The organism is Bacillus sp. FSL W8-1202, assembly GCF_038006165.1.
Lineage (GTDB): Bacteria > Bacillota > Bacilli > Bacillales > Bacillaceae > Bacillus > Bacillus subtilis.
Window position 1 is genome coordinate 216,618 of sequence record NZ_JBBOUR010000002.1, and the last position, 23,261, is coordinate 239,878.

Consider the following 23,261-nt stretch of genomic DNA (forward strand, 5'->3'; position numbering starts at 1 on the left):
CAGCATGTCCTATTTTTTATATGTATTCACGCTGTTGCTGAATATGAATACATTCATCTTAAAGGAGGGATGGCATGTGTTTACACAAGCGAATTTATTTTTAATTTTACTCTTGGCTATCGCACTTATCGCAAAAAACCAATCATTGCTCTTTGCTGTATCCGTCCTTTTGATCATCAAAATCGTTGGACTTGATCAGAAATTATTTCCGACCATCCAGTCAAAAGGCATTAACTGGGGTGTGACCATTATTACCATCGCCGTTCTTGTCCCGATTGCCACGGGAGAAATCGGATTTAAGCAGCTTGGAGAAGCAATGCGGTCTTCCTACGCATGGATCGCCCTTGGAGCGGGGATCGCAGTGGCGCTGATTGCAAAAAACGGCCTGACCCTGCTTGAAAATGATCCGCATATTACAACTGCTCTCGTGATCGGGACCATTCTTGCGGTTGCGCTTTTTGGAGGAGTTGCGGTGGGACCGCTGATCGGAGCGGGGATTGCTTATTTAGCCATGCAGATCGTAAAACTGTTCACTTCATAAAAAAAAAGCGGCCTTAAAGCCGCTTCAGCTTGTAGAGAAAACGATGTTTTTTCTACAAGCTTTTTTGTTTTATACTGTTTCTTTAGATATTCACCAGGTTTCAGATGCAGAAAAAGCGCTCCCACATGCCTAGCCTTGCTTGGCTAGGTATGTGGCAATCTTCTTCATGTTCTGGCATGCGGCTGTGAGGAGAACTTGTTCACTCACATTTCGTTTTCCCCTCAACCTGCAATAGCGAAGCCCATGCAGCTGTTTTGAATCTGCAAAGCTTCGCTCTATTTTTTCTTTTCTTTTTTTGTAGAGGTTTTTTCCTGAAACAGACAAGCGATTTTGTCTGACCTTTTCTTTATGATCTTCCCATACATGTCGAGTAATCACTTTCTGCCGATTCTTTGATTTTGTACAGTTTTCAAGCAGTGGGCATGAGGAACATATTTCAGGATTTGATTTATATGACCGGTAGCCTTTTCGGTCAGTTGTTGAGTATGTAAGTGTTTGGTGATTTGGACAAATGTATCTGTCTTGTTCACTGTCATAATGAAATTTCCATTTTGGAAACAAGCCTCGGATAGGGTGATAACGTCTATGTGCGATGACACCAAAGATTTGGCGGTCAGATAATCCTTTACAGATCGGAGTCGTTAAATATCCGGAATCAAGGGCGACGGCTTCTACTTGAAAACCAAATCGTGCGATTTGGTGGTCTAATCGGTCAAGATAAGGCACAGAATCATGGACATTTCCAGGTGTGACGTAGGCATCGGTGATAATGTTGTATTTCATATCTGTTGTGCGGTGATCTAAATAGAAAAAACCTTCTGGTTTGTTTTCACGATACAGATAGCCACTTTCCGGATCGGTTGTACTGTGGCGGATCTCTTTTTCAGCTTTCACCTCCTCTTTGGCTGTTAATGGTTTTTTTCCGTGTTCCTCCCGATCCTCTTGAATGGCTTCATTTAAATCCTTGATATAGTTTTGGGTATCCTGCGCAATTGTTTTTCTTGTGTATTTATGCTTGTTGGCATTGGCTTTAAGGTGTGTGGAGTCGGTGAATAGGACTCGTCCGCCCACCATGTCATGATTGATGGCCTGAAGAACGATCTCATCAAAAATGTCTTGGAAGATGGTTGTATCTTTAAAGCGTGTGCGTCTGTTCCAGCTGATGGTGGAGTGGTGTGGAACCGGGTCGTTTATGTTCAATCCGAGAAACCATCTGTACGCCATATTGTAGTAAATTTCTTTTTCAAGCTGTCTTTCTGAACGGATACCATAGAGGTATCCGATAAACATCATTTTAAATAAAATAAGCGGATCAAGTGAGGGGCGGCCTTTGTTTTCACTGTAGTAAGGTTTCACCTTTTCAATGATGAAAGAGAAGTCTATGTGTTTATCAATTTTCCGAAGCAGGTGATCCTCTTCAACGAGTTGGTCAAGCAGAACAAATTCGGCTGTGTTTTGAGAAGAGTTTCTTGTGTGGAACATGAGAAAGACACCGTCCTTTTAAGTCTTTCTTTTATTTTATTACAGAAGAATGGATATTTTAAGGAAAAATAAAGGCTGACGAGATTTTCTCGACAGCCTGAAGCGGCCTTAAAGCCGCTTTTTTTTATGCAAAAACCCGCAAATAAAGGCGTTTTTTCGGGGAAATCACAGAATGAAAAAAAAAATTATAGGTAAACATTTAACAAATGTCTGATTATTGTTTATAATGAGAATAGGCTTAAACTTAAATAAGCTTATAAGAATTTGTTATGTTCTTTCATAAGCAAAGGGTTTTAGTTCCAGCAACCAGTAAAATGTAAGCATTTTCTTTTTGGGGGAGAGAAATACTTGCATCGTGCTTTTTAAGTAAGCCTCATGTTTTTACAACACTCTTAAAGGGGAAATTTATTGAAAAGGAGATGTTATATATGACAGCGACACGCGGTCTTGAAGGGGTTGTAGCAACAACATCATCTGTTAGTTCTATTATTGATGATACCCTTACATATGTGGGGTATGATATCGATGATTTGACAGAGAATGCAAGTTTTGAAGAAATCATCTACTTGCTTTGGCATCTAAGGCTGCCAAACAAAAAAGAGCTTGAAGAGTTAAAGCAGCAGCTTGCAAAGGAAGCTGCCGTTCCGCAAGAAATTATTGAGCACTTCAAATCTTATTCCCTCGAAAATGTTCATCCCATGGCTGCTCTTCGGACAGCAATTTCATTACTAGGCCTGCTAGACAGCGAGGCTGATACCATGAACCCGGAAGCCAACTACAGAAAGGCGATCCGCCTTCAGGCAAAGGTGCCTGGCCTGGTTGCAGCATTTTCCAGAATTCGCAAGGGTCTTGAGCCTGTTGAACCGAGAGAAGATTACGGTATTGCGGAGAATTTTCTCTACACATTAAACGGTGAAGAGCCTTCACCAATTGAAGTTGAAGCCTTCAACAAAGCATTGATTTTACATGCTGACCATGAGCTGAACGCGTCAACGTTCACAGCGAGGGTCTGCGTCGCAACACTTTCTGACATCTATTCAGGCATTACTGCAGCAATCGGCGCGCTGAAAGGGCCTCTTCACGGCGGAGCGAATGAAGGCGTTATGAAAATGCTGACAGAAATCGGTGAAGTGGAAAACGCTGAGCCGTACATCCGCGCTAAACTTGAAAAGAAAGAAAAAATCATGGGATTCGGCCACCGTGTGTATAAGCATGGTGATCCGCGCGCGAAGCATCTGAAAGAAATGAGCAAGCGCCTGACCAACCTGACAGGCGAAAGCAAATGGTATGAGATGTCGATTCGTATAGAAGACATCGTCACATCAGAGAAAAAGCTTCCGCCTAACGTTGATTTCTATTCGGCTTCTGTATATCACAGCCTCGGTATTGACCATGATTTGTTTACACCGATTTTTGCTGTAAGCAGAATGTCCGGCTGGCTCGCTCATATTCTTGAGCAGTATGACAACAACCGTCTGATCCGCCCGCGGGCAGATTACACAGGCCCTGACAAACAAAAATTCGTTCCGATTGAAGAAAGAGCCTAAAGAACCATTGGAGGCTGGCTTGCGTCAATGAGGTTAGCCTCTTGTTCAGAACATCAAAATTGGGTTACACTTTAAATTGAATATTGGGAAAAATCATTTTGTTTTCTATATAAGAAAAATAAAATGTTTTCTAAATATGAATTACATACTGGGAGGTTTTTATTGTGGCACAAGGTGAAAAAATTACAGTCTCTAACGGAGTATTAAACGTACCAAACAACCCGATTATCCCATTTATCGAAGGAGACGGAACCGGTCCTGATATTTGGAACGCGGCTTCGAAGGTTTTGGAAGCAGCAGTAGAAAAAGCATACAAAGGCGAAAAGAAAATTACATGGAAAGAAGTTTACGCCGGAGAAAAGGCTTATAATAAAACAGGTGAGTGGCTCCCTGCTGAAACATTAGATGTGATCCGCGAATATTTCATCGCGATTAAAGGCCCGTTAACGACACCTGTCGGCGGCGGTATCCGTTCTTTGAACGTAGCGCTCAGACAAGAGCTTGACCTATTCGTCTGCTTAAGACCTGTAAGATACTTTACTGGAGTGCCGTCACCGGTAAAACGCCCTGAAGATACTGATATGGTCATCTTCCGTGAAAATACAGAAGATATTTACGCAGGCATCGAGTATGCAAAAGGCTCTGAAGAAGTGCAAAAGCTTATCAGCTTCCTTCAAAATGAGTTAAACGTCAATAAAATCCGTTTCCCTGAGACATCAGGTATCGGCATTAAGCCTGTTTCAGAAGAAGGAACAAGCCGCTTGGTCAGAGCTGCCATTGATTATGCGATCGAGCATGGCCGCAAATCTGTAACGCTTGTTCACAAAGGAAACATCATGAAGTTCACAGAAGGCGCGTTCAAAAACTGGGGCTATGAACTTGCTGAAAAAGAATACGGAGATAAAGTCTTCACATGGGCTCAATATGACCGCATTGCTGAAGAAGAAGGAAAAGACGCTGCCAACAAAGCGCAAAGCGAAGCGGAAGCAGCAGGAAAAATCATTATCAAAGACAGCATTGCTGACATTTTCCTTCAGCAGATCTTAACGCGTCCAAACGAGTTTGATGTCGTTGCGACAATGAACTTGAACGGAGATTACATTTCTGATGCTCTTGCTGCGCAAGTCGGCGGAATCGGCATTGCTCCTGGAGCGAACATCAACTACGAAACAGGACATGCGATTTTCGAGGCGACGCACGGAACGGCTCCTAAATATGCAGGCCTTGATAAAGTAAACCCATCTTCGGTTATTCTTTCAGGCGTTCTGCTTCTTGAGCATTTAGGATGGAACGAAGCGGCTGATTTGGTTATCAAATCTATGGAAAAAACAATCGCTTCTAAAGTCGTAACTTACGATTTTGCTAGATTAATGGACGGGGCGACTGAAGTGAAATGTTCAGAGTTCGGAGAAGAACTGATCAAAAACATGGACTAAGCAAGGAAAAAGCCTAAAACTAGCCATAAAGGAGAAGAGAGACATGGGAAATACTCGTAAAAAAGTTTCTGTTATCGGAGCAGGTTTTACCGGAGCTACAACTGCATTTTTAATCGCTCAAAAAGAGCTGGCAGACGTTGTTCTTGTTGACATTCCGCAATTGGAGAACCCGACAAAGGGAAAAGCGCTTGATATGCTTGAAGCAAGCCCGGTTCAAGGCTTTGACGCAAAAATTACGGGAACATCCAATTACGAGGATACAGCTGGCTCTGACATTGTTGTCATTACAGCCGGTATCGCAAGAAAACCTGGTATGAGCAGAGATGATCTGGTCTCTACAAACGAAAAGATTATGAGAAGCGTTACGCGGGAAATCGTGAAATATTCTCCTGACTCTATTATTGTGGTGCTGACAAATCCTGTTGATGCAATGACATACGCGGTGTACAAAGAATCAGGCTTCCCTAAAGAGCGTGTAATCGGCCAGTCAGGTGTGCTTGATACGGCAAGATTCAGAACATTTGTGGCAGAGGAATTAAACCTGTCAGTGAAAGATGTGACTGGTTTCGTACTCGGCGGACACGGTGACGATATGGTTCCGCTTGTGCGTTATTCTTATGCTGGCGGTATCCCGCTTGAAACTCTTATTCCGAAAGAACGGATTGACGCAATTGTGGAGCGCACTAGAAAAGGCGGAGGCGAAATCGTGAATCTTCTTGGAAACGGAAGCGCGTATTATGCGCCTGCGGCTTCTCTAACAGAAATGGTCGAAGCGATCTTGAAAGATCAGCGCCGCGTCCTTCCTACAATTGCTTATCTTGAAGGGGAATACGGCTATGAAGGCATCTACCTTGGTGTTCCTACAATTGTAGGCGGCAACGGTCTTGAGCAAATCATTGAACTTGAACTGACAGACTATGAAAGAGCGCAGCTGAATAAATCAGTTGAATCTGTCAAAAATGTCATGAAAGTATTATCCTAATAAAAAGAGAGAAAGGCTTGCTTAATACAGCCTTTCTCTTTTTACTATAAATGAAAGCGCTATCATAAACGTCTTTATTTCTTTTAAAAATGATGTAAAAGGCGAATTGTCGGAATGTCCTGCTTTCGCTAAAATAAAATCATGAAACATGTTAAGATGACATAAAATAGAGAAATAGGATGTCGGGGAATTATAATACTGGAGGCACAGCATGAACAAGAAAATTTTAGTTGTGGATGATGAAGAATCTATTGTTACTCTTTTACAGTACAATTTGGAACGGTCAGGCTATGATGTCATTACCGCCTCGGATGGGGAAGAAGCACTAAAAAAAGCGGAAACAGAGAAACCTGATTTGATTGTGCTTGATGTGATGCTTCCAAAATTGGACGGAATCGAAGTATGCAAGCAGCTGAGACAGCAAAAACTGATGTTTCCCATTTTAATGCTGACAGCGAAGGATGAGGAATTCGACAAAGTATTAGGGCTGGAGCTCGGTGCTGATGATTATATGACCAAGCCGTTCAGTCCAAGGGAAGTAAATGCGAGAGTCAAAGCGATTTTAAGGCGTTCGGAAATAGCTGCGCCCTCTAGTGAGATGAAGAACGATGAAATGGAAGGCCAGATCGTAATCGGCGATCTGAAAATCCTGCCTGATCATTATGAAGCGTACTTTAAAGAAAGTCAGCTTGAACTGACACCGAAAGAATTCGAACTGCTGCTCTATTTAGGCAGACATAAAGGCAGAGTTCTGACAAGAGACCTGCTGCTGAGCGCAGTCTGGAATTATGATTTTGCCGGAGATACGAGAATTGTTGATGTGCACATCAGCCATCTTCGCGACAAAATTGAAAACAATACCAAAAAACCGATCTACATTAAAACGATTAGGGGATTGGGGTATAAACTGGAGGAGCCAAAAATGAATGAATAAATACCGTGTGCGCCTTTTTTCTGTATTCGTTGTCTGTATGATTCTGGTGTTTTGTGTCCTCGGGCTGTTTTTACAGCAGCTTTTTGAAACATCTGATCAAAGAAAAGCAGAGGAACACATTGAAAAAGAAGCAAAATACTTGGCTTCGCTTCTTGATGCCGGCAATCTAAATGATCGAGCAAATGAGAAAATCATTAAAGATGCAGGCGGCGCGCTTGATGTGAGCGCATCCGTTATCGATACAGACGGCAAGGTGCTGTATGGATCAAACGGAAGAGCGGCTGATTCCCAAAAGGTGCAGGCGCTTGTTTCCGGCCATGAGGGTATTCTGTCAACAACAGATAACAAGCTTTATTACGGACTTTCACTTAGAAGCGAAGGTGAAAAAACAGGATATGTGCTGCTTTCCGCCTCTGAAAAAAGCGACGGCTTAAAAGGCGAATTGTGGGGGATGCTGACGGCCAGTCTTTGTACCGCATTTATCGTCATTGTTTATTTTTATTCCAGCATGACCTCACGTTATAAAAGGTCAATTGAGTCAGCGACAAATGTAGCCACAGAACTCTCTAAGGGCAACTACGATGCACGGACGTACGGCGGCTATATTAGGCGTTCTGATAAGCTAGGACATGCGATGAACAGCCTTGCCATTGATCTGATGGAAATGACGCGAACGCAGGAAATGCAGCGGGATCGGCTGCTGACAGTCATTGAAAACATTGGCTCCGGGCTGATTATGATCGACGGAAGAGGCTTTATTAATCTCGTAAACAGGTCTTACGCCAAACAGTTTCATATCAATCCGAATCATATGCTGCGCCGTCTTTATCACGATGCATTTGAACATGAAGAAGTGATCCAGCTTGTCGAAGACATTTTTATGACGGAGACAAAGAAATGCAAGCTGTTAAGACTTCCGATCAAAATAGAACGGCGTTATTTTGAAGTGGACGGCGTTCCGATTATGGGGCCGGACGATGAATGGAAAGGAATTGTGCTCGTTTTCCATGACATGACGGAAACAAAGAAATTAGAGCAGATGAGGAAGGATTTTGTGGCCAATGTTTCTCATGAGCTGAAAACGCCGATTACGTCCATAAAAGGGTTTACGGAGACGTTATTGGACGGGGCGATGGAGGACAAAGAGGCGCTTTCTGAATTTCTCTCTATTATTCTTAAGGAAAGCGAAAGGCTTCAGTCTTTGGTTCAGGATTTGCTCGATCTCTCAAAAATTGAGCAGCAAAATTTCACGCTCAGTATCGAAACGTTTGAGCCGGCCAAAATGCTTGGTGAGATTGAAACGCTTCTGAAGCATAAGGCGGATGAGAAAGGCATCTCCTTGCAACTGAATGTCCCGAAAGACCCTCAATATGTATCTGGTGACCCGTACAGGCTGAAACAGGTATTTCTTAATCTCGTAAACAATGCGTTAACCTACACGCCTGAGGGGGGCTCCGTGGCTATCAATGTAAAGCCCAGAGAAAAAGACATTCAGATTGAGGTTGCCGATTCCGGAATCGGAATTCAGAAAGAAGAAATTCCGCGCATCTTTGAACGCTTTTACCGCGTTGATAAAGACAGAAGCAGGAATTCGGGCGGGACCGGGCTGGGCCTTGCGATTGTCAAGCATTTAATAGAGGCTCATGAAGGGAAAATTGATGTCACAAGCGAGCCTGGACGGGGAACTGTCTTTACCGTGACGCTGAAACGGGCCGCTGAAAAGTCCGCCTAATGTTTACAAAGGTTTAACAATATCTTCATGCACTGTTAAACCTATGCTGGTAGGATGTAGTAGAACCCCTTCATCCAAGGAGCCAATTTTGACGGCGGGAACCTATTTGTGTTCCCGTCCTTTTTTGTGTCTTCTCTTATAGTTCACGTATTTTCCTTTCAAATTGAACTTTGTTAAAATAAGAGGAGCTAATGACTATGTAAGAGATGAATGGAAGCCTGAGGCTTCTTAGGAGGAAATTGAATGACGGAACGAAAAAAATTAGTGCTTGTAGACGGAAACAGTCTGGCTTACCGGGCGTTTTTTGCATTGCCGCTGTTAAGCAATGATAAAGGTGTTCATACAAATGCTGTATACGGCTTTGCGATGATTTTGATGAAAATGCTTGAGGATGAAAAACCGACGCACATGCTGGTTGCGTTTGATGCCGGGAAAACAACATTTCGTCACGGCACATTTAAAGAATATAAAGGCGGCAGACAGAAAACCCCGCCTGAGCTTTCCGAACAAATGCCGTTTATCCGCGAGCTGCTGGATGCCTATCAGATCAGCCGCTATGAACTGGAACAATATGAAGCAGATGATATTATCGGCACACTGGCCAAATCGGCTGAAAAAGACGGATTTGAAGTTAAGGTTTTCTCAGGAGATAAGGATTTAACACAGCTGGCAACGGACAAAACGACAGTTGCCATTACGAGAAAGGGAATTACCGATGTTGAATTTTACACACCGGAGCATGTCAAAGAGAAATATGGGCTTACGCCTGAACAAATCATTGACATGAAGGGTCTGATGGGCGATTCCTCAGATAATATTCCGGGTGTGCCCGGCGTCGGAGAAAAGACTGCGATTAAGCTTTTAAAACAATTTGATTCCGTTGAAAAGCTGCTGGAGTCCATTGACGAGGTGAGCGGAAAGAAATTGAAGGAAAAGCTTGAGGAGTTTAAGGATCAGGCATTGATGAGTAAGGAGCTTGCGACAATTATGACGGATGCTCCGATTGAGGTATCTGTTTCCGACCTGGAATATCAAGGCTTTAATCGTGAACAGGTCATTGCCATCTTTAAAGATCTTGGCTTCAACACGCTTCTTGAACGGCTTGGAGAAGACAGTGCAGAAGCAGAACAGGATCAATCGTTGGAAGACATTAATGTCAAAACAGTCACAGACGTGACAAGCGATATATTGGTTTCTCCATCCGCATTTGTCGTTGAACAGATTGGCGATAATTATCATGAAGAGCCGATCCTCGGATTTTCGATCGTAAATGAAACGGGAGCTTATTTCATTCCGAAAGACATTGCCGTTGAGTCTGAGGTGTTTAAAGAATGGGTGGAAAATGACGAGCAGAAGAAATGGGTCTTCGACAGCAAGCGGGCTGTTGTCGCTTTGCGCTGGCAGGGCATTGAGCTGAAAGGAGCCGAGTTTGATACGCTCCTTGCGGCTTATATCATCAACCCGGGCAATTCATATGACGACGTCGCGAGTGTGGCTAAGGATTACGGCCTGCATATCGTTTCAAGTGATGAATCAGTTTATGGAAAAGGAGCAAAACGGGCAGTGCCGTCAGAAGACGTACTGTCTGAGCACCTTGGCCGAAAAGCGTTAGCGATTCAAAGCCTTCGGGAAAAGCTCGTTCAGGAGCTGGAAAACAACGACCAGCTTGAACTGTTTGAAGAGCTGGAAATGCCTCTTGCGCTTATTCTTGGCGAAATGGAATCAACTGGCGTCAAGGTCGATGTTGACCGTTTAAAACGGATGGGTGAAGAACTGGGTGCGAAGCTGAAGGAATATGAAGAAAAAATCCATGAGATTGCAGGAGAGCCGTTTAACATCAATTCTCCGAAACAGCTAGGCGTCATCTTGTTTGAAAAGATCGGCCTTCCTGTCGTAAAGAAAACGAAAACAGGCTATTCTACGTCTGCAGATGTGCTTGAAAAGCTGGCTGACAAGCATGATATTGTCGACTATATTTTACAGTACAGACAAATTGGCAAGCTTCAATCAACATATATCGAAGGGCTTTTAAAGGTGACGAGACCGGATTCGCATAAAGTGCACACGCGATTTAACCAGGCCTTAACGCAAACTGGCCGTCTCAGCTCGACTGATCCGAACCTGCAAAACATTCCGATCAGGCTTGAGGAAGGGCGGAAAATTCGCCAAGCTTTTGTGCCGTCTGAAAAAGACTGGCTCATTTTTGCAGCCGATTATTCACAAATCGAGCTGCGGGTGCTTGCCCATATTTCAAAGGATGAAAATCTGATCGAAGCTTTTACAAATGATATGGATATTCACACGAAAACGGCAATGGATGTGTTCCATGTCGCTAAGGATGAAGTGACATCTGCGATGAGACGCCAGGCGAAAGCGGTCAACTTTGGCATTGTTTACGGGATCAGCGATTACGGTCTGTCACAGAACCTCGGCATTACTCGGAAGGAAGCGGGAGCATTTATCGACCGCTATCTGGAAAGCTTCCAAGGCGTAAAAGCGTACATGGAAGATTCAGTACAGGAAGCGAAGCAAAAAGGATACGTAACAACGCTTATGCATCGCCGCCGCTACATCCCTGAGCTGACGAGCCGGAACTTTAATATCCGAAGTTTTGCGGAGCGGACGGCCATGAATACGCCGATTCAAGGAAGTGCCGCTGATATTATCAAAAAAGCCATGATTGACATGGCTGCCAAGCTGAAAGAAAAACAGTTGAAAGCAAGGCTTCTGCTTCAAGTACACGATGAATTGATTTTTGAGGCGCCAAAGGAAGAAATTGAAATTCTTGAAAAGCTTGTTCCTGAAGTGATGGAGCATGCGCTTGCATTAGATGTGCCGTTAAAGGTGGACTTTGCATCAGGCCCATCTTGGTACGATGCGAAATAAACAGAGATAGGAAGTGATGGATGTGCCGGAATTACCAGAGGTTGAGACGGTCCGGCGCACTCTGACCGGGCTTGTAAAGGGAAAAACAATCAAATCGGTAGAGATCAGATGGCCGAATATCATCAAACGGCCTGCCGAACCGGAGGAATTTGCGCGAAAACTAGCAGGAGAAACGATACAGTCCATCGGAAGACAGGGAAAGTTTTTACTGTTTCATTTAGATCATTATGTTATGGTTTCTCACCTTCGAATGGAAGGAAAATACGGTCTTCATCAAGCCGAGGAGCCTGACGATAAACACGTGCATGTCATATTCACGATGACGGATGGAACCCAGCTTCGGTACAGGGATGTGCGGAAATTTGGAACCATGCACTTATTTAAACCGGGAGAAGAAGCGGGCGAGCTCCCGCTTTCTCAGTTAGGTCCGGAGCCGGATGCAAAAGAATTTACGAGTGCGTATTTAAAAGAACGGCTTGCGAAAACAAACCGTGCTGTCAAAACTGCCCTGCTGGATCAAAAAATGGTAGTTGGACTTGGGAACATTTATGTGGATGAGGCTCTTTTCAGAGCGGGTGTCCATCCCGAGACAAAAGCAAATCAATTATCAGATAAAACAATCAAAACCCTTCACGCTGAAATCAAAAACACCCTGCAGGAGGCGATTGATGCGGGCGGAAGCACAGTCCGTTCATATATCAACTCCCAAGGGGAAATCGGAATGTTCCAGCTGCAGCATTTTGTGTACGGAAAAAAAGACGAGCCATGCAAAAATTGCGGAACGATGATTTCGAAAATTGTCGTTGGAGGAAGAGGCACGCATTTTTGCGCAAACTGCCAGAAAAAAAAGTAGCATAATGCTTCATTGTCCAAGCTGTCGGTGCATATATCAGTAACTCTGTAATGGAGGATGCCATTTTCGAAACACGGATTTTTCACTTTCCCATATATATGATTGTGATGAATCCCGGGCATTTCACATCTGATACAAGAGCACCAACAGAAAGGAAGAAACGGATATGCAAATGGTTTCTATACTGCTGCTGGCGTTGGCTGTCAGCTTGGACAGTTTTTCAGTCGGATTTACGTACGGATTGAGAAAAATGAAAATACCGTTTAAAGCGATTTTGGTTATCGCCTGCTGTTCCGGTGCTGTCATGTTTATATCCATGCTGATCGGAAGCTTTCTCACGAAGTTTTTTCCTGTATATGTGACGGAGAAGCTTGGCGGTTTGATATTGGTTGGAATCGGTGCGTGGGTTCTGTATCAATTTTTCAAACCGGCAAAAGATAAAGAATACCTATTGCATGAAAAAACGCTGCTTAATTTAGAGGTTCGGTCATTAGGGATTGTGATTCATATTTTGAGAAAACCCATGAGTGCGGATATCGACAAATCGGGTGTGATCAACGGAATTGAGGCGGTCTTATTGGGATTTGCCTTATCAATTGATGCCTTTGGAGCAGGTATAGGCGCAGCCATTCTCGGTTTTTCACCGTTTGTGATGAGCATCGCCGTGGCAATCATGAGCTCGCTGTTTGTATCAATTGGAATCAATGCCGGCCATTTTCTGTCTAAGTGGAAATGGATCGATAAAATGGCGTTTTTGCCGGGGCTTCTATTAATCACGATTGGGCTCTGGAAATTGTAAAAAGGAGTGGATCTCTTGACCTTAGTCATTGGTTTAACGGGAGGAATAGCTAGCGGCAAAAGCACGGTAGCCAATATGCTGATTGAAAAAGGAATAACAGTTATAGATGCAGATATCATTGCAAAACAAGCGGTAGAAAAAGGGATGCCGGCCTACCGGCAAATCATTGACGAATTCGGTGAAGACATACTGCTCTCAAATGGCGATATAGATCGAAAAAAGCTTGGAGCGCTGGTATTTACAAATGAACAAAAACGTCTCGCTTTAAATGCAATTGTTCATCCCGCAGTCAGGCAGGAAATGCTCAATCGCCGTGATGAAGCCGTTGCAAATCGGGAGGCATTTGTTGTATTGGATATCCCGCTATTGTTCGAAAGCAAATTGGAATCATTGGTTGATAAAATTATTGTGGTCAGTGTGACAAAAGAGCTTCAACTGGAACGTCTGATGAAGCGCAATCAGCTGACGGAAGAAGAAGCAGTCAGCCGTATCCGCTCTCAAATGCCCTTAGAGGAAAAAACAGCAAGAGCAGATCAAGTCATTGATAACAGTGGCACGCTTGAAGAGACCAAAAGGCAGCTTGATGAAATCATGAACAGCTGGGTATAATCAAAAAACACCGTTCATATTGAACGGTTTTTTTTGAATTAAAAATCAAAGTTGTCCGGATCAGGACCGACGCGCAAGTTTTCATTCAGTGCATCGATTCGGTTCATGTCATCCTGCGTTAATTCAAAGTCAAATACGCTTGCGTTTTCTTTAATGCGGTGTTCCTTCGTTGATTTAGGAATCGTAATGATGCCATTCTGCAGATCCCAGCGCAAAATAATTTGTGCGACAGATTTATTGTATGTTTGAGCGATGTCAGCCAATACAGGGTGATCCAGCAGCTGCCCCTGCATTAAAGGTGACCAAGCCTCCATCTGGATGCCCTGATTTTGGCTGTATCTTATCAACTCTTTTTGTGTGAGGCGCGGGTGAAATTCCACTTGGTTAATCATAGGCTTAATTTCAGCTGCCGTCATCAGATCTTCAAGATGGTGAATTTGGAAGTTGCTTACGCCAATCGCTTTGATACGGCCTTCTTTATACAGCGTTTCAAGCGCTCTCCAAGCTTCTTTATACTTTCCTTCTACAGGCCAGTGGATGAGGTATAGATCCAAATAATCCAGACCGAGTTTTGACAGGCTTGTCTCAAATGCGGCGAGTGTTGCCTCGTAGCCTAAATCTGCATTCCATACTTTTGATGTAATAAACAGATCCTCTCTTGAGATGCCAGTCTCTTCAATGCCCTGCCTAATTCCTTCTCCGACTCCAGCTTCATTTCCATAAATAGCTGCGGTGTCAATACTGCGGTACCCGTGAACAATGGCAGTTTTAACTGCGTTTACCAGTTCAGATCCTTCTTCCACTTGGAACACGCCGAGGCCGAACCAAGGCATTTCTACCCCATTATGAAGTGTTGCTTTTGCTTGTAAATGTGTTGTCATGTTCATTTCCTCCTTTAAAATTGTCAGGCTTCCTGCCGATCTCGTTTTTCCATTAAGCGGCTCCAGCCTGTTAAAATGACTGCACCGACCACCATTAACCCGCCTATCCAAGCGGTATGAATCAATCCGATTGAATCGGTGATCACACCGCCAAGGTATGACCCAAGCGCGATTCCTGCATTAAAGGCAGCGATATTCATCGCGGATGCGACGTCAACTGCACTCGGGACAAAACGCTCAGCCAGCATGACGACATACACCTGAAGGCCGGGCACGTTCATAAAGGCCAGCAATCCCATACAGAGAATGGTAATGAGCCCTGCTGCTTGATACGGGGCTGTAAATGTCAATACAAATAGAACGATTGCCTGTACGATAAACATATAGAATAAAGCGGCAATCGGATTTCGGTTTGACAGCTTTCCGCCAATCATATTGCCGATAGCAATAGCTATTCCGTATCCGAGCAGAATCACTGCAACAGTCCCGGCTTTGAAGCCTGTTACTTCCTGAAGCAGGGGAGACAGATACGTGAACACAACGAATGTTCCTCCGTATCCAAGCGCTGTAATGACAAATAAAAGCAATAGCCGGATGTTTGTCACAAGCTTCAATTGATCCCGCAACGTTGTTTTCGTCCCTTTTCGTAATTTGGACGGTACAAGAATGCCATTTGTAATGAAAGCAATGATTCCGACGGCGATAATGACCATAAAGGCGAAACGCCAGCCGAACTGCTGGCCGATAAATGTCCCAAAAGGAACTCCGGTTACAGTTGCCACAGTGAGGCCGGTAAACATAATTGAAATCGCGCTAGCCCTTTTATCTTCCGGGACAATATCCGCTGCGATTGTCGAACCGATCGACATAAACACACCGTGCGAAAATGCCGATATCACACGTGCTGCTAGTAAAATCCCGATGCTTGAAGCGGTTGCTGCCATCGTATTACCGGCAATAAAAATAAACATGATCCAAAGCAATAGTGTCTTACGTGACATGCTTGAGGTCAATGAAGTTAATATAGGTGCCCCAAATGTAACGCCGAGCGCATAAAGGGAAACGGTCAATCCTGCTGTCGTGACTGGAATATCCAGGTCATCAGCAATGAGCGGCAAAAGGCCGACACTGATAAATTCAGTTGTCCCTATTGCGAATGCACTTACGGCCAAAGCCAGTAGTGCAGGAATACTGCTTTTATTGGCTGAAGTCATTATGTTCCTCCTTTGTAAGATGTGTTGTATGATTGAAATTCTGCCGAGTAAGCTATATAAATAAAAAAGAGCAGATTCAAATCAGCCGGCAAATGTGATTATGAAACATATCGTTAAGAAATAAAAGTACGTACTTTGAAGTGCTATAGTCACTTTTTGGTGCCTGTGAGGAGAATGGATTGTATGGAGAAGAAAAAATATAACATTTCTGTTGAAGCGACTCTTGAAGTGATCGGTGGGAAATGGAAATGCGTCATTTTATGCCATCTGACGCACGGAAAAAAACGCACAAGTGAATTAAAACGCCTAATGCCCAACATCACGCAAAAAATGCTGACTCAGCAGCTGCGCGAGCTGGAAGCGGACGGTGTCATTAACCGAATCGTATATAATCAAGTTCCTCCCAAAGTGGAATACGAGCTCAGCGAATACGGCCGCAGCTTAGAAGGGATTTTAGATATGCTGTGTGCTTGGGGAGCGAATCATATTAACAGAGTGTACGGGGATACATTTTCTGTGCTAGAAGAAAGTGTGCTCAATGATAAGTTAAAACAGGAATCATAAAGCATGAGGGCAGTCAGTGCGGAGCGCTGGCTGCTTTTTGGTTCTTACGCCTGATATTCTGTGCAAGAAAACATAAGATGCATCATAAATTAGCGTTATAATCGTTGATTTTTATCAATATGTACTGGCGAATTTGTTTTAATGTGTTATACTAATTTTAGATAGTAACAAATTAGGATGGCATAATTGATAAGGGGTGTCCAACATGAAGGTAAAAGTAGCGATCAACGGGTTTGGAAGAATCGGAAGAATGGTTTTTAGAAAAGCGATGTTAGACGATCAAATTCAAGTAGTGGCCATTAACGCCAGCTATTCCGCAGAAACGCTGGCTCATTTAATAAAGTATGACACAATTCACGGCAGATACGACAAAGAGGTTGTGGCTGGTGAAGACAGCCTGATCGTAAATGGAAAGAAAGTGCTTTTGTTAAACAGCCGTGATCCAAAACAGCTGCCTTGGCGGGAATATGATATTGACATAGTCGTCGAAGCAACAGGGAAGTTTAATGCTAAAGATAAAGCGATGGGCCATATAGAAGCAGGTGCAAAAAAAGTGATTTTGACCGCTCCGGGAAAAAATGAAGACGTTACCATTGTGATGGGCGTAAATGAGGACCAATTCGACGCTGAGCGCCATGTCATTATTTCAAATGCGTCATGCACGACAAATTGCCTTGCACCTGTTGTAAAAGTGCTGGATGAAGAGTTTGGCATTGAGAGCGGTCTGATGACTACAGTTCATGCGTATACGAATGACCAAAAAAATATTGATAACCCGCACAAAGATTTGCGCCGGGCGCGGGCTTGCGGTGAATCCATCATTCCGACGACAACAGGAGCGGCAAAGGCGCTTTCACTTGTGCTGCCGCATTTGAAAGGAAAACTTCACGGCCTCGCCTTGCGTGTCCCTGTTCCGAACGTCTCATTGGTTGATCTCGTTGTTGATCTGAAAACGGATGTTACGGCTGAAGAAGTAAACGAGGCATTTAAACGCGCTGCCAAAACGTCGATGTACGGTGTACTTGATTACTCAGATGAACCGCTCGTTTCGACTGATTATAATACGAATCCTCATTCAGCGGTCATTGACGGGCTTACAACAATGGTAATGGAAGACAGGAAAGTAAAGGTGCTGGCGTGGTATGACAACGAATGGGGCTACTCCTGCAGAGTTGTTGATCTGATCCGCCATGTAGCGGCACGAATGAAACATCCGTCTGCTGTATAAAATAAGGTCATGGACACATTTTAAAGAAAAAACCCTTAACAGCATATTTCTGAAAAAACGCACCTTGCAAATTAGACTTAAACACAGTATACTATTTTTCGTGAACTTCTTGCTTGAGACTGTTTCGGAATTACTTAAAGGGTTAGGACCTCTCCGGACTAACTTTCCCCCGTGGTAAATGGCCGACCCAGTTGTTGGAATTTCACTTTTTAATTCTTGTTAAGGGGGGTCCATGACTATGGAAACAATGGGGCGTCACGTTATCTCCGAGCTATGGGGATGCGATTTTGATAAGCTGAATGACATGGATTTTATTGAAAAAACGTTTGTAAATGCTGCTCTAAAATCAGGTGCTGAGGTGCGCGAGGTTGCATTTCACAAATTTGCACCGCAAGGCGTAAGCGGAGTTGTGATTATTTCTGAATCACACTTAACGATTCACAGTTTTCCTGAGCACGGATATGCGAGCATTGATGTTTATACTTGTGGAGACTTAGATCCTAATGTCGCTGCTGATTACATTGCAGAGGCATTACATGCTGATACAAGAGAAAACATTGAAATACCAAGAGGAATGGGGCCTGTGCAAATTAAACAGGCGCAAGCGAAAGTACTATAAAGTAAATTGCGAACACAAAGGGAGCTGAAGCTAGAAAGCCATTATGCGCTTTTTAGCTTATGCTCCTTTTATTTTTATAAAGAAACGAGAGTGTCAGCTTTTTCTTTTTTCATTTTTTTTGTAAAATAAGAAGGAGATTTTCACAAACCACCTAATGCTATAGAAACAAATTTAACAACGGCTCTCCCGACAGATGCTGTCACATCTATTTTTAAAAGGCGGAGGCTGCCGAAAATACATTGCAGGGAACGATATAGTTGGGAGCTGATTTTATTGAAATGTCCTTCATGCCAGCATAACGGAACACGAGTCCTTGATTCACGGCCTGTGGATGACGGAAAGTCGATTCGCCGAAGACGCGAGTGCGAATCCTGCCACTACCGGTTTACGACCTTTGAGAAAGTGGAGGAAACCCCGCTCATCGTCGTGAAAAAAGAAGGTGTGCGTGAGGAATTCAGCAGAGAAAAAATGCTGCGCGGCCTCATAAAAGCATGTGAAAAAAGGCCTGTTTCACTCAAAACGCTTGAAGACATGTGCTTTGATATTGAAAAAGAACTTCGCAATCAAGGCTGCTCCGAGGTGAAGAGTGAGCTCGTCGGAGAAATGGTCATGGACCGGCTGGCTAAGATTGACGAAGTCGCATATGTGCGGTTCGCGTCCGTCTATCGGCAGTTTAAAGATATAAACGTCTTTATCGATGAATTAAAAGACTTAATAAAGAAAGAGCGTTAAAAGAGCTAAGAGGATTCTTCTAGCTCTTTTCTCATGTGCAAAATTGGCATTTGATAGATATAAGAAACGGTGTAAAATGAAAGGTAGAAACAAATTCGGAAGGTTTGAGAATGTATGGCTGACTATTGGAAAGATGTACTGCCTGTAGACCCGTATGTGGTTAAAAGCAGATCGGTGCTGCAGGATATTGACAGACAAATTATTACACAACTGTACCAGCCCTTAATCGGCCCTGTTGCATTCTCTCTTTATATGACATTGTGGGGAGAGCTTGAACAAAACCGTCTGTGGGGCGGAGAGTCCACACATAGACAGCTGATGGGGATGACACAGTCCAACTTAAAAACGATCCATCAGGAACAGGGGAAGCTCGAGGGCATCGGATTGCTGAAAGTATATATGAAAGAATCCGAGCGGCAGGAGCGCCTCTTTATATATGAACTCCTTCCGCCGCTCAGACCAAATGAATTTTTTGAAGACGGAATGCTGAATGTTTTTCTGTATAATAGGGTCGGAAAAACGAAATATCAGCAATTAAAACAATTTTTTACGCACCCGGCCATTTCAGAAGATGCGAAGGACATTACGCGTCCGTTTAATCATGCGTTTGAATCGCTGCAGCCGAGTGAATGGAAGCTCACATCCGATATGGAGGAAATGGTAAGGCTTGCCGAGGGGTCCGAGTATACTTCTGTCGGACAGTCTCCGTCCTACACCATAACGGAGGATGTGTTTGATTTTGATTTGTTTTTAGCGGGACTTTCTGAGACGATGATACCGAGAAAAGCGATGACCCAGCAGGTGCGGGACACAATCAAAAAGCTTTCTTATCTGTACGGAATTGACCCTTTGCAAATGCAAAATGTTGTGATGAGCGCAATTGATGAGCGTGACGTCATTACGACGGAGGCATTAAGAAAAGCGGCGAGCGACTGGTATCAAATTGAAAGAAACGGACAGCTGCCCGATTTGGTGGAAAAAACACAGCCGGTGCATCTGCGTGAAGGCGAAAAACCGGCAGAAGAGGATTCTCTGGATGGGAAGCTGATTGCATTGCTGGAGGCGATTTCCCCGAAGAAGCTTCTGCAGGACATTGCTGACGGAACAGAGCCGTCAAAAGCTGATCTGAAGATCATAGAAGAAATTATGTTCGAACAGAAGCTCGAGCCAGGCGTCACAAATGTGTTAATTTATTATGTCATGCTGAAAACCGACATGAAGCTGTCCAAAAACTATATCCAAAAAATCGCTTCGCATTGGGCACGCAAAAAGGTAAAAACGGTCAGGGAAGCGATGAAGCTCGCAATAGAAGAAAACCGCCAGTATCTTGAATGGGCTGAAGGAAAAACAAAGTCTTCGAAACGAAACCAAAAAGTGATTCGTGAAGAAAAGCTTCCTGATTGGATGACAGAAAAGGAAACAGCGTCTGATTCAGAATCCGGACAGCAGAAGCTGCATCCGCAGGATTTGGAAGAACAGAAGAAAAAGATGATGGAAGAAATGCAAAAACTGAAAAAATACTCTGCCTATTAAAGACAGAGATGCGGGGTGAAGGAATAGATGGAACCAATCGGCCGTTCCCTGCAGGGCGTAACCGGCAGGCCGGATTTCCAAAAACGTCTTGAACAAATGAAGGAAAAAGTCATGAAAGATCAAGATGTTCAAGCATTTTTGAAGGAAAACGAAGAAGTGATTGACCAAAAAATGATCGAAAAGAGCTTAAATAAGCTTTATGAATATATCGAACAAAGCAAGAATTGCTCCTATTGTTCGGAAGATGAAAACTGCAACAATTTGTTGGAGGGCTACCATCCGAAGCTTGTTGTCAATGGGCGGTCTATTGATATCGAGTATTATGAATGTCCAGTCAAACGGAAGCTCGACCAGCAGAAGAAACAACAGTCTCTTATGAAAAGCATGTATATCCAGCAGGATCTTCTCGGAGCGACGTTCCAGCAAGTTGATATCAGTGACCCGAGCAGGCTCGCGATGTTTCAGCATGTTACAGACTTCCTGAAAAGCTATAATGAGACGGGAAAAGGGAAAGGATTATATTTATACGGGAAATTCGGGGTAGGAAAAACGTTTATGCTCGCTGCGATTGCCAATGAGCTGGCGGAAAAAGAGTATTCCTCCATGATTGTTTATGTGCCTGAATTTGTGAGAGAGCTTAAGAATTCGCTGCAAGACCAGACATTGGAAGAGAAGCTCAATATGGTAAAGACCACACCCGTATTGATGCTTGATGACATCGGAGCAGAATCAATGACAAGCTGGGTAAGGGATGAAGTCATCGGAACGGTGCTTCAGCACAGAATGTCCCAGCAGCTGCCTACTTTCTTTTCTTCTAATTTCTCACCTGACGAGCTGAAGCATCATTTTACGTATTCGCAGAGGGGAGAAAAAGAAGAAGTAAAAGCTGCAAGATTAATGGAGCGGATATTATATTTGGCTGCTCCGATCCGCCTTGACGGAGAAAACCGCCGACATCCATAATTGCTGTGTTCAAAGGGGAAGGAACTGAGGGTATGAAACGAAAAACGGCTGTCAAATGGCTGGCAGTGCTTGCAGGTGCTGGTTTACTCTATTGGGGAAATAAAACGTATTTGAATGTATCGCCGAAAGAAATCAGGGTATGGGTATTGTCGTTCGGAGTCTTTGCACCTCTGATGTTTATCGGGATATCCATCGTCAGGCCACTTGTTTTATTTCCGGTATCTGTTATTTCAATAGCTGGCGGACTTGCGTTTGGCCCGCTTCTCGGTACGCTTTATACGTTATTCGGTTCGATGTGCGCTTCAGCTGTTTCGTTTTTTGCGGCCGGTTTGTTTTCGGCGAAAAAGAACGGGCATTACGAAAGGCTTGAAGCCATACAGAAGCAAATGGAGGATAACGGATTTTTCTATATCTTTCTTTTGAGAATCCTGCCGATCAATTTTGATTTCGTCAGCTATGCGGCAGGCCTTTCCAATGTCAAAGCGCTGCCGTATTTTGCCGCAACGGCTGTGGGAATCATCCCTGGGACGATTGCGCTTAATGTGCTGGGAGCAAGCTTTTTGACTGGCAATCTGCCAGCTTTCTTACTTGTCCTCGCTCTATATATCGTGTTTATCTCGCTGCCATTTATCTTCAGAAAGAAAATGCAAAACTTGTTCCAGGAATCAAATTAAGATTTGCCAATGACCTTTACGTCTATTTTAAAAACATCCCCCATATACTTGTAACAGATGCCGTAAGGGGGGACAAACATGCTTGAAATAATCTTTGAAGATGACCATGATGCAGCCGCTTTTTTACATCTCATTCAGCATTCGGACGATCGGAACAATATCATTGTCCGTGAAGGCATACGAAAAATCGGGATTGAAAAAGCGAATCCGGCTTTTCCTATTCAGCGTTTTATGGAGCCGATTCTGGTCAAATTTTTTTTGGAATGCAAAGAAGACGAGCATATGCTGTCATTGATTGAGGAAACTTATTGTTTCACGGACCAGGATGAACAGCAGCAAATCCTTCAGCTCGCACACAGTATTATTGAAGGTGAAGCAGCCGATCTTCCGTTTGAGCCGCTGAAGCTTTCACGGAAACAATCTATTTTGGATGAACTCCAAACGATCTGTTTAGAGGAAGGAGTATTTTACATTCGCTCCTTTCAGACCTTCCGACTTGGATCATACTATAAGCAGCTGAGAGATATTACAGAAGCAGCGATTGATGAATATAAGATGGAACAGGAATATCAAAACTTTATTCAAACACTCAGAGACTATGTAAACGCCAAACAGCCGCGAATCAAAAAAGTGCATATTGTCCATGATGGTTCCTTTACATTATGGGAGCTGCGCTATGTGCCGGAACGGGAAAAAATGAAATACATAGACAGAAGATTTGTCCGGGATCATCCTATGTATATTGATTCTCATTTGCTCGCGCCGCTGATTTCCATTGCGCCTGATGAAGTCGTGCTTTATACCGACCAGCCCGAGCACATGATGGCAAGGACCATTCAAAACGTATTTCAAGAGAGAGTGGAAATGCTCCCGCTTCATGCTTTTACAGATGCAGAAATACCGGTGAAGCACTCGGAAGGATGAGGGCCGGCAGCCTGTCTATATAAGGCTGTCGGTTTAAAAAAGGAAACGCGATCGTGTTGATTTTTTGGATTGAACAATTTATAATACATAGGAGATTAAGAAAGACACACGTATTGATAAGGACACGA

20 protein-coding genes and 1 pseudogene are annotated in these 23,261 nt (G+C 43.7%); 18 read left to right on the plus strand and 3 right to left on the minus strand.

Going from position 1 to position 23,261, the window contains the following annotated elements; genetic code table 11:
* The first annotated feature begins 76 nt into the window (after positions 1 to 76).
* A complete protein-coding gene (locus tag NSQ09_RS21145) occupies positions 77 to 541 on the plus strand; it encodes a DUF441 domain-containing protein (protein WP_004398695.1) in 465 nt (154 codons plus the stop codon).
* 129 nt (positions 542 to 670) lie between these two features.
* Here the strand turns inward: NSQ09_RS21145 and NSQ09_RS21150 are convergent, their stop codons facing one another.
* Positions 671 to 2,023 carry an IS1182 family transposase gene (locus NSQ09_RS21150; RefSeq protein WP_014478984.1) on the minus strand — a complete coding sequence of 451 codons (1,353 nt, stop codon included), beginning with the start codon at positions 2,021 to 2,023 and terminating at the stop codon, positions 671 to 673.
* 428 nt (positions 2,024 to 2,451) lie between these two features.
* On the opposite strand from NSQ09_RS21150, the gene citZ reads away from it, so the two are divergent.
* The 9 genes and pseudogenes from citZ (at position 2,452) to coaE (ending at position 13,801) form a co-directional block, all read left to right on the plus strand.
* Positions 2,452 to 3,570 carry a citrate synthase gene (gene citZ / locus NSQ09_RS21155; RefSeq protein WP_004398810.1) on the plus strand — a complete coding sequence of 373 codons (1,119 nt, stop codon included), beginning with the start codon at positions 2,452 to 2,454 and terminating at the stop codon, positions 3,568 to 3,570.
* 164 nt (positions 3,571 to 3,734) lie between these two features.
* Positions 3,735 to 5,006: an NADP-dependent isocitrate dehydrogenase gene (gene icd, locus NSQ09_RS21160; protein WP_014477637.1), complete on the plus strand. Its 1,272-nt coding sequence runs from the start codon at positions 3,735 to 3,737 to the stop codon at positions 5,004 to 5,006.
* 43 nt (positions 5,007 to 5,049) lie between these two features.
* Positions 5,050 to 5,988 carry a malate dehydrogenase gene (mdh, locus tag NSQ09_RS21165; protein ID WP_003237775.1) on the plus strand — a complete coding sequence of 313 codons (939 nt, stop codon included), beginning with the start codon at positions 5,050 to 5,052 and terminating at the stop codon, positions 5,986 to 5,988.
* Positions 5,989 to 6,199: 211 nt separating this feature from the next.
* Positions 6,200 to 6,922: a two-component system response regulator PhoP gene (gene phoP, locus NSQ09_RS21170; RefSeq protein ID WP_003229442.1), complete on the plus strand. Its 723-nt coding sequence runs from the start codon at positions 6,200 to 6,202 to the stop codon at positions 6,920 to 6,922.
* Positions 6,915 to 8,654: a sensory box histidine kinase PhoR gene (gene phoR / locus NSQ09_RS21175; protein WP_121591048.1), complete on the plus strand. Its 1,740-nt coding sequence runs from the start codon at positions 6,915 to 6,917 to the stop codon at positions 8,652 to 8,654. The genes phoP and phoR overlap by 8 nt, the downstream gene beginning before the upstream one ends.
* A 243-nt stretch (positions 8,655 to 8,897) precedes the next feature.
* Positions 8,898 to 11,540 carry a DNA polymerase I gene (gene polA / locus NSQ09_RS21180; protein WP_129134348.1) on the plus strand — a complete coding sequence of 881 codons (2,643 nt, stop codon included), beginning with the start codon at positions 8,898 to 8,900 and terminating at the stop codon, positions 11,538 to 11,540.
* A gap of 22 nt (positions 11,541 to 11,562) precedes the next feature.
* A complete protein-coding gene (gene mutM, locus NSQ09_RS21185) occupies positions 11,563 to 12,393 on the plus strand; it encodes a DNA-formamidopyrimidine glycosylase (RefSeq protein WP_341032629.1) in 831 nt (276 codons plus the stop codon).
* A gap of 148 nt (positions 12,394 to 12,541) precedes the next feature.
* A pseudogene (gene ytaF, locus NSQ09_RS21190) lies at positions 12,542 to 13,192 on the plus strand (sporulation membrane protein YtaF); the annotation flags it as partial.
* A gap of 15 nt (positions 13,193 to 13,207) precedes the next feature.
* Positions 13,208 to 13,801 carry a dephospho-CoA kinase gene (gene coaE, locus NSQ09_RS21195; protein WP_017695757.1) on the plus strand — a complete coding sequence of 198 codons (594 nt, stop codon included), beginning with the start codon at positions 13,208 to 13,210 and terminating at the stop codon, positions 13,799 to 13,801.
* A gap of 38 nt (positions 13,802 to 13,839) precedes the next feature.
* On the opposite strand, the gene ytbE is transcribed toward coaE, so the two are convergent.
* Complete coding sequence (ytbE, locus tag NSQ09_RS21200) at positions 13,840 to 14,682, minus strand: aldo/keto reductase YtbE (protein ID WP_341032631.1); 843 nt, start codon at positions 14,680 to 14,682, stop codon at positions 13,840 to 13,842.
* Positions 14,683 to 14,705: 23 nt separating this feature from the next.
* Positions 14,706 to 15,896, minus strand: coding sequence for an MFS transporter (locus tag NSQ09_RS21205; protein ID WP_041338058.1), 1,191 nt, complete (start codon positions 15,894 to 15,896; stop codon positions 14,706 to 14,708).
* Between the two features lie 183 nt (positions 15,897 to 16,079).
* On the opposite strand from NSQ09_RS21205, the gene NSQ09_RS21210 reads away from it, so the two are divergent.
* The 8 genes from NSQ09_RS21210 to ytxC all read left to right on the plus strand — a co-directional run bounded on the left by NSQ09_RS21210 (position 16,080) and on the right by ytxC (position 23,133).
* Entirely contained in the window at positions 16,080 to 16,460 is a 381-nt protein-coding gene (locus NSQ09_RS21210) for a winged helix-turn-helix transcriptional regulator (RefSeq protein WP_003229458.1), read from the plus strand.
* A gap of 205 nt (positions 16,461 to 16,665) precedes the next feature.
* Positions 16,666 to 17,688: a glyceraldehyde-3-phosphate dehydrogenase gene (locus tag NSQ09_RS21215; RefSeq protein WP_003229459.1), complete on the plus strand. Its 1,023-nt coding sequence runs from the start codon at positions 16,666 to 16,668 to the stop codon at positions 17,686 to 17,688.
* Positions 17,689 to 17,926: 238 nt separating this feature from the next.
* Positions 17,927 to 18,307 (plus strand): adenosylmethionine decarboxylase, encoded by a 381-nt coding sequence (gene speD / locus NSQ09_RS21220; RefSeq protein WP_003223584.1) that lies wholly within the window; start codon positions 17,927 to 17,929, stop codon positions 18,305 to 18,307.
* Positions 18,308 to 18,580: 273 nt separating this feature from the next.
* The gene (nrdR, locus tag NSQ09_RS21225) at positions 18,581 to 19,039 is read left to right on the plus strand and encodes a transcriptional regulator NrdR (protein ID WP_003223586.1); all 459 of its coding nucleotides are present in this window, start codon (positions 18,581 to 18,583) and stop codon (positions 19,037 to 19,039) included.
* Positions 19,040 to 19,153: 114 nt separating this feature from the next.
* A complete protein-coding gene (gene dnaB / locus NSQ09_RS21230) occupies positions 19,154 to 20,572 on the plus strand; it encodes a replication initiation membrane attachment protein DnaB (protein ID WP_341032632.1) in 1,419 nt (472 codons plus the stop codon).
* A gap of 27 nt (positions 20,573 to 20,599) precedes the next feature.
* On the plus strand, positions 20,600 to 21,535 hold the full coding sequence (gene dnaI, locus NSQ09_RS21235) for a primosomal protein DnaI (RefSeq protein ID WP_003229466.1): 936 nt from the start codon (positions 20,600 to 20,602) through the stop codon (positions 21,533 to 21,535).
* Between the two features lie 32 nt (positions 21,536 to 21,567).
* Positions 21,568 to 22,209 carry a TVP38/TMEM64 family protein gene (locus tag NSQ09_RS21240; protein ID WP_041336283.1) on the plus strand — a complete coding sequence of 214 codons (642 nt, stop codon included), beginning with the start codon at positions 21,568 to 21,570 and terminating at the stop codon, positions 22,207 to 22,209.
* A 78-nt stretch (positions 22,210 to 22,287) separates the two neighbouring features.
* Positions 22,288 to 23,133 (plus strand): putative sporulation protein YtxC, encoded by an 846-nt coding sequence (gene ytxC / locus NSQ09_RS21245; protein WP_048654956.1) that lies wholly within the window; start codon positions 22,288 to 22,290, stop codon positions 23,131 to 23,133.
* Positions 23,134 to 23,261 lie beyond the last annotated feature (128 nt).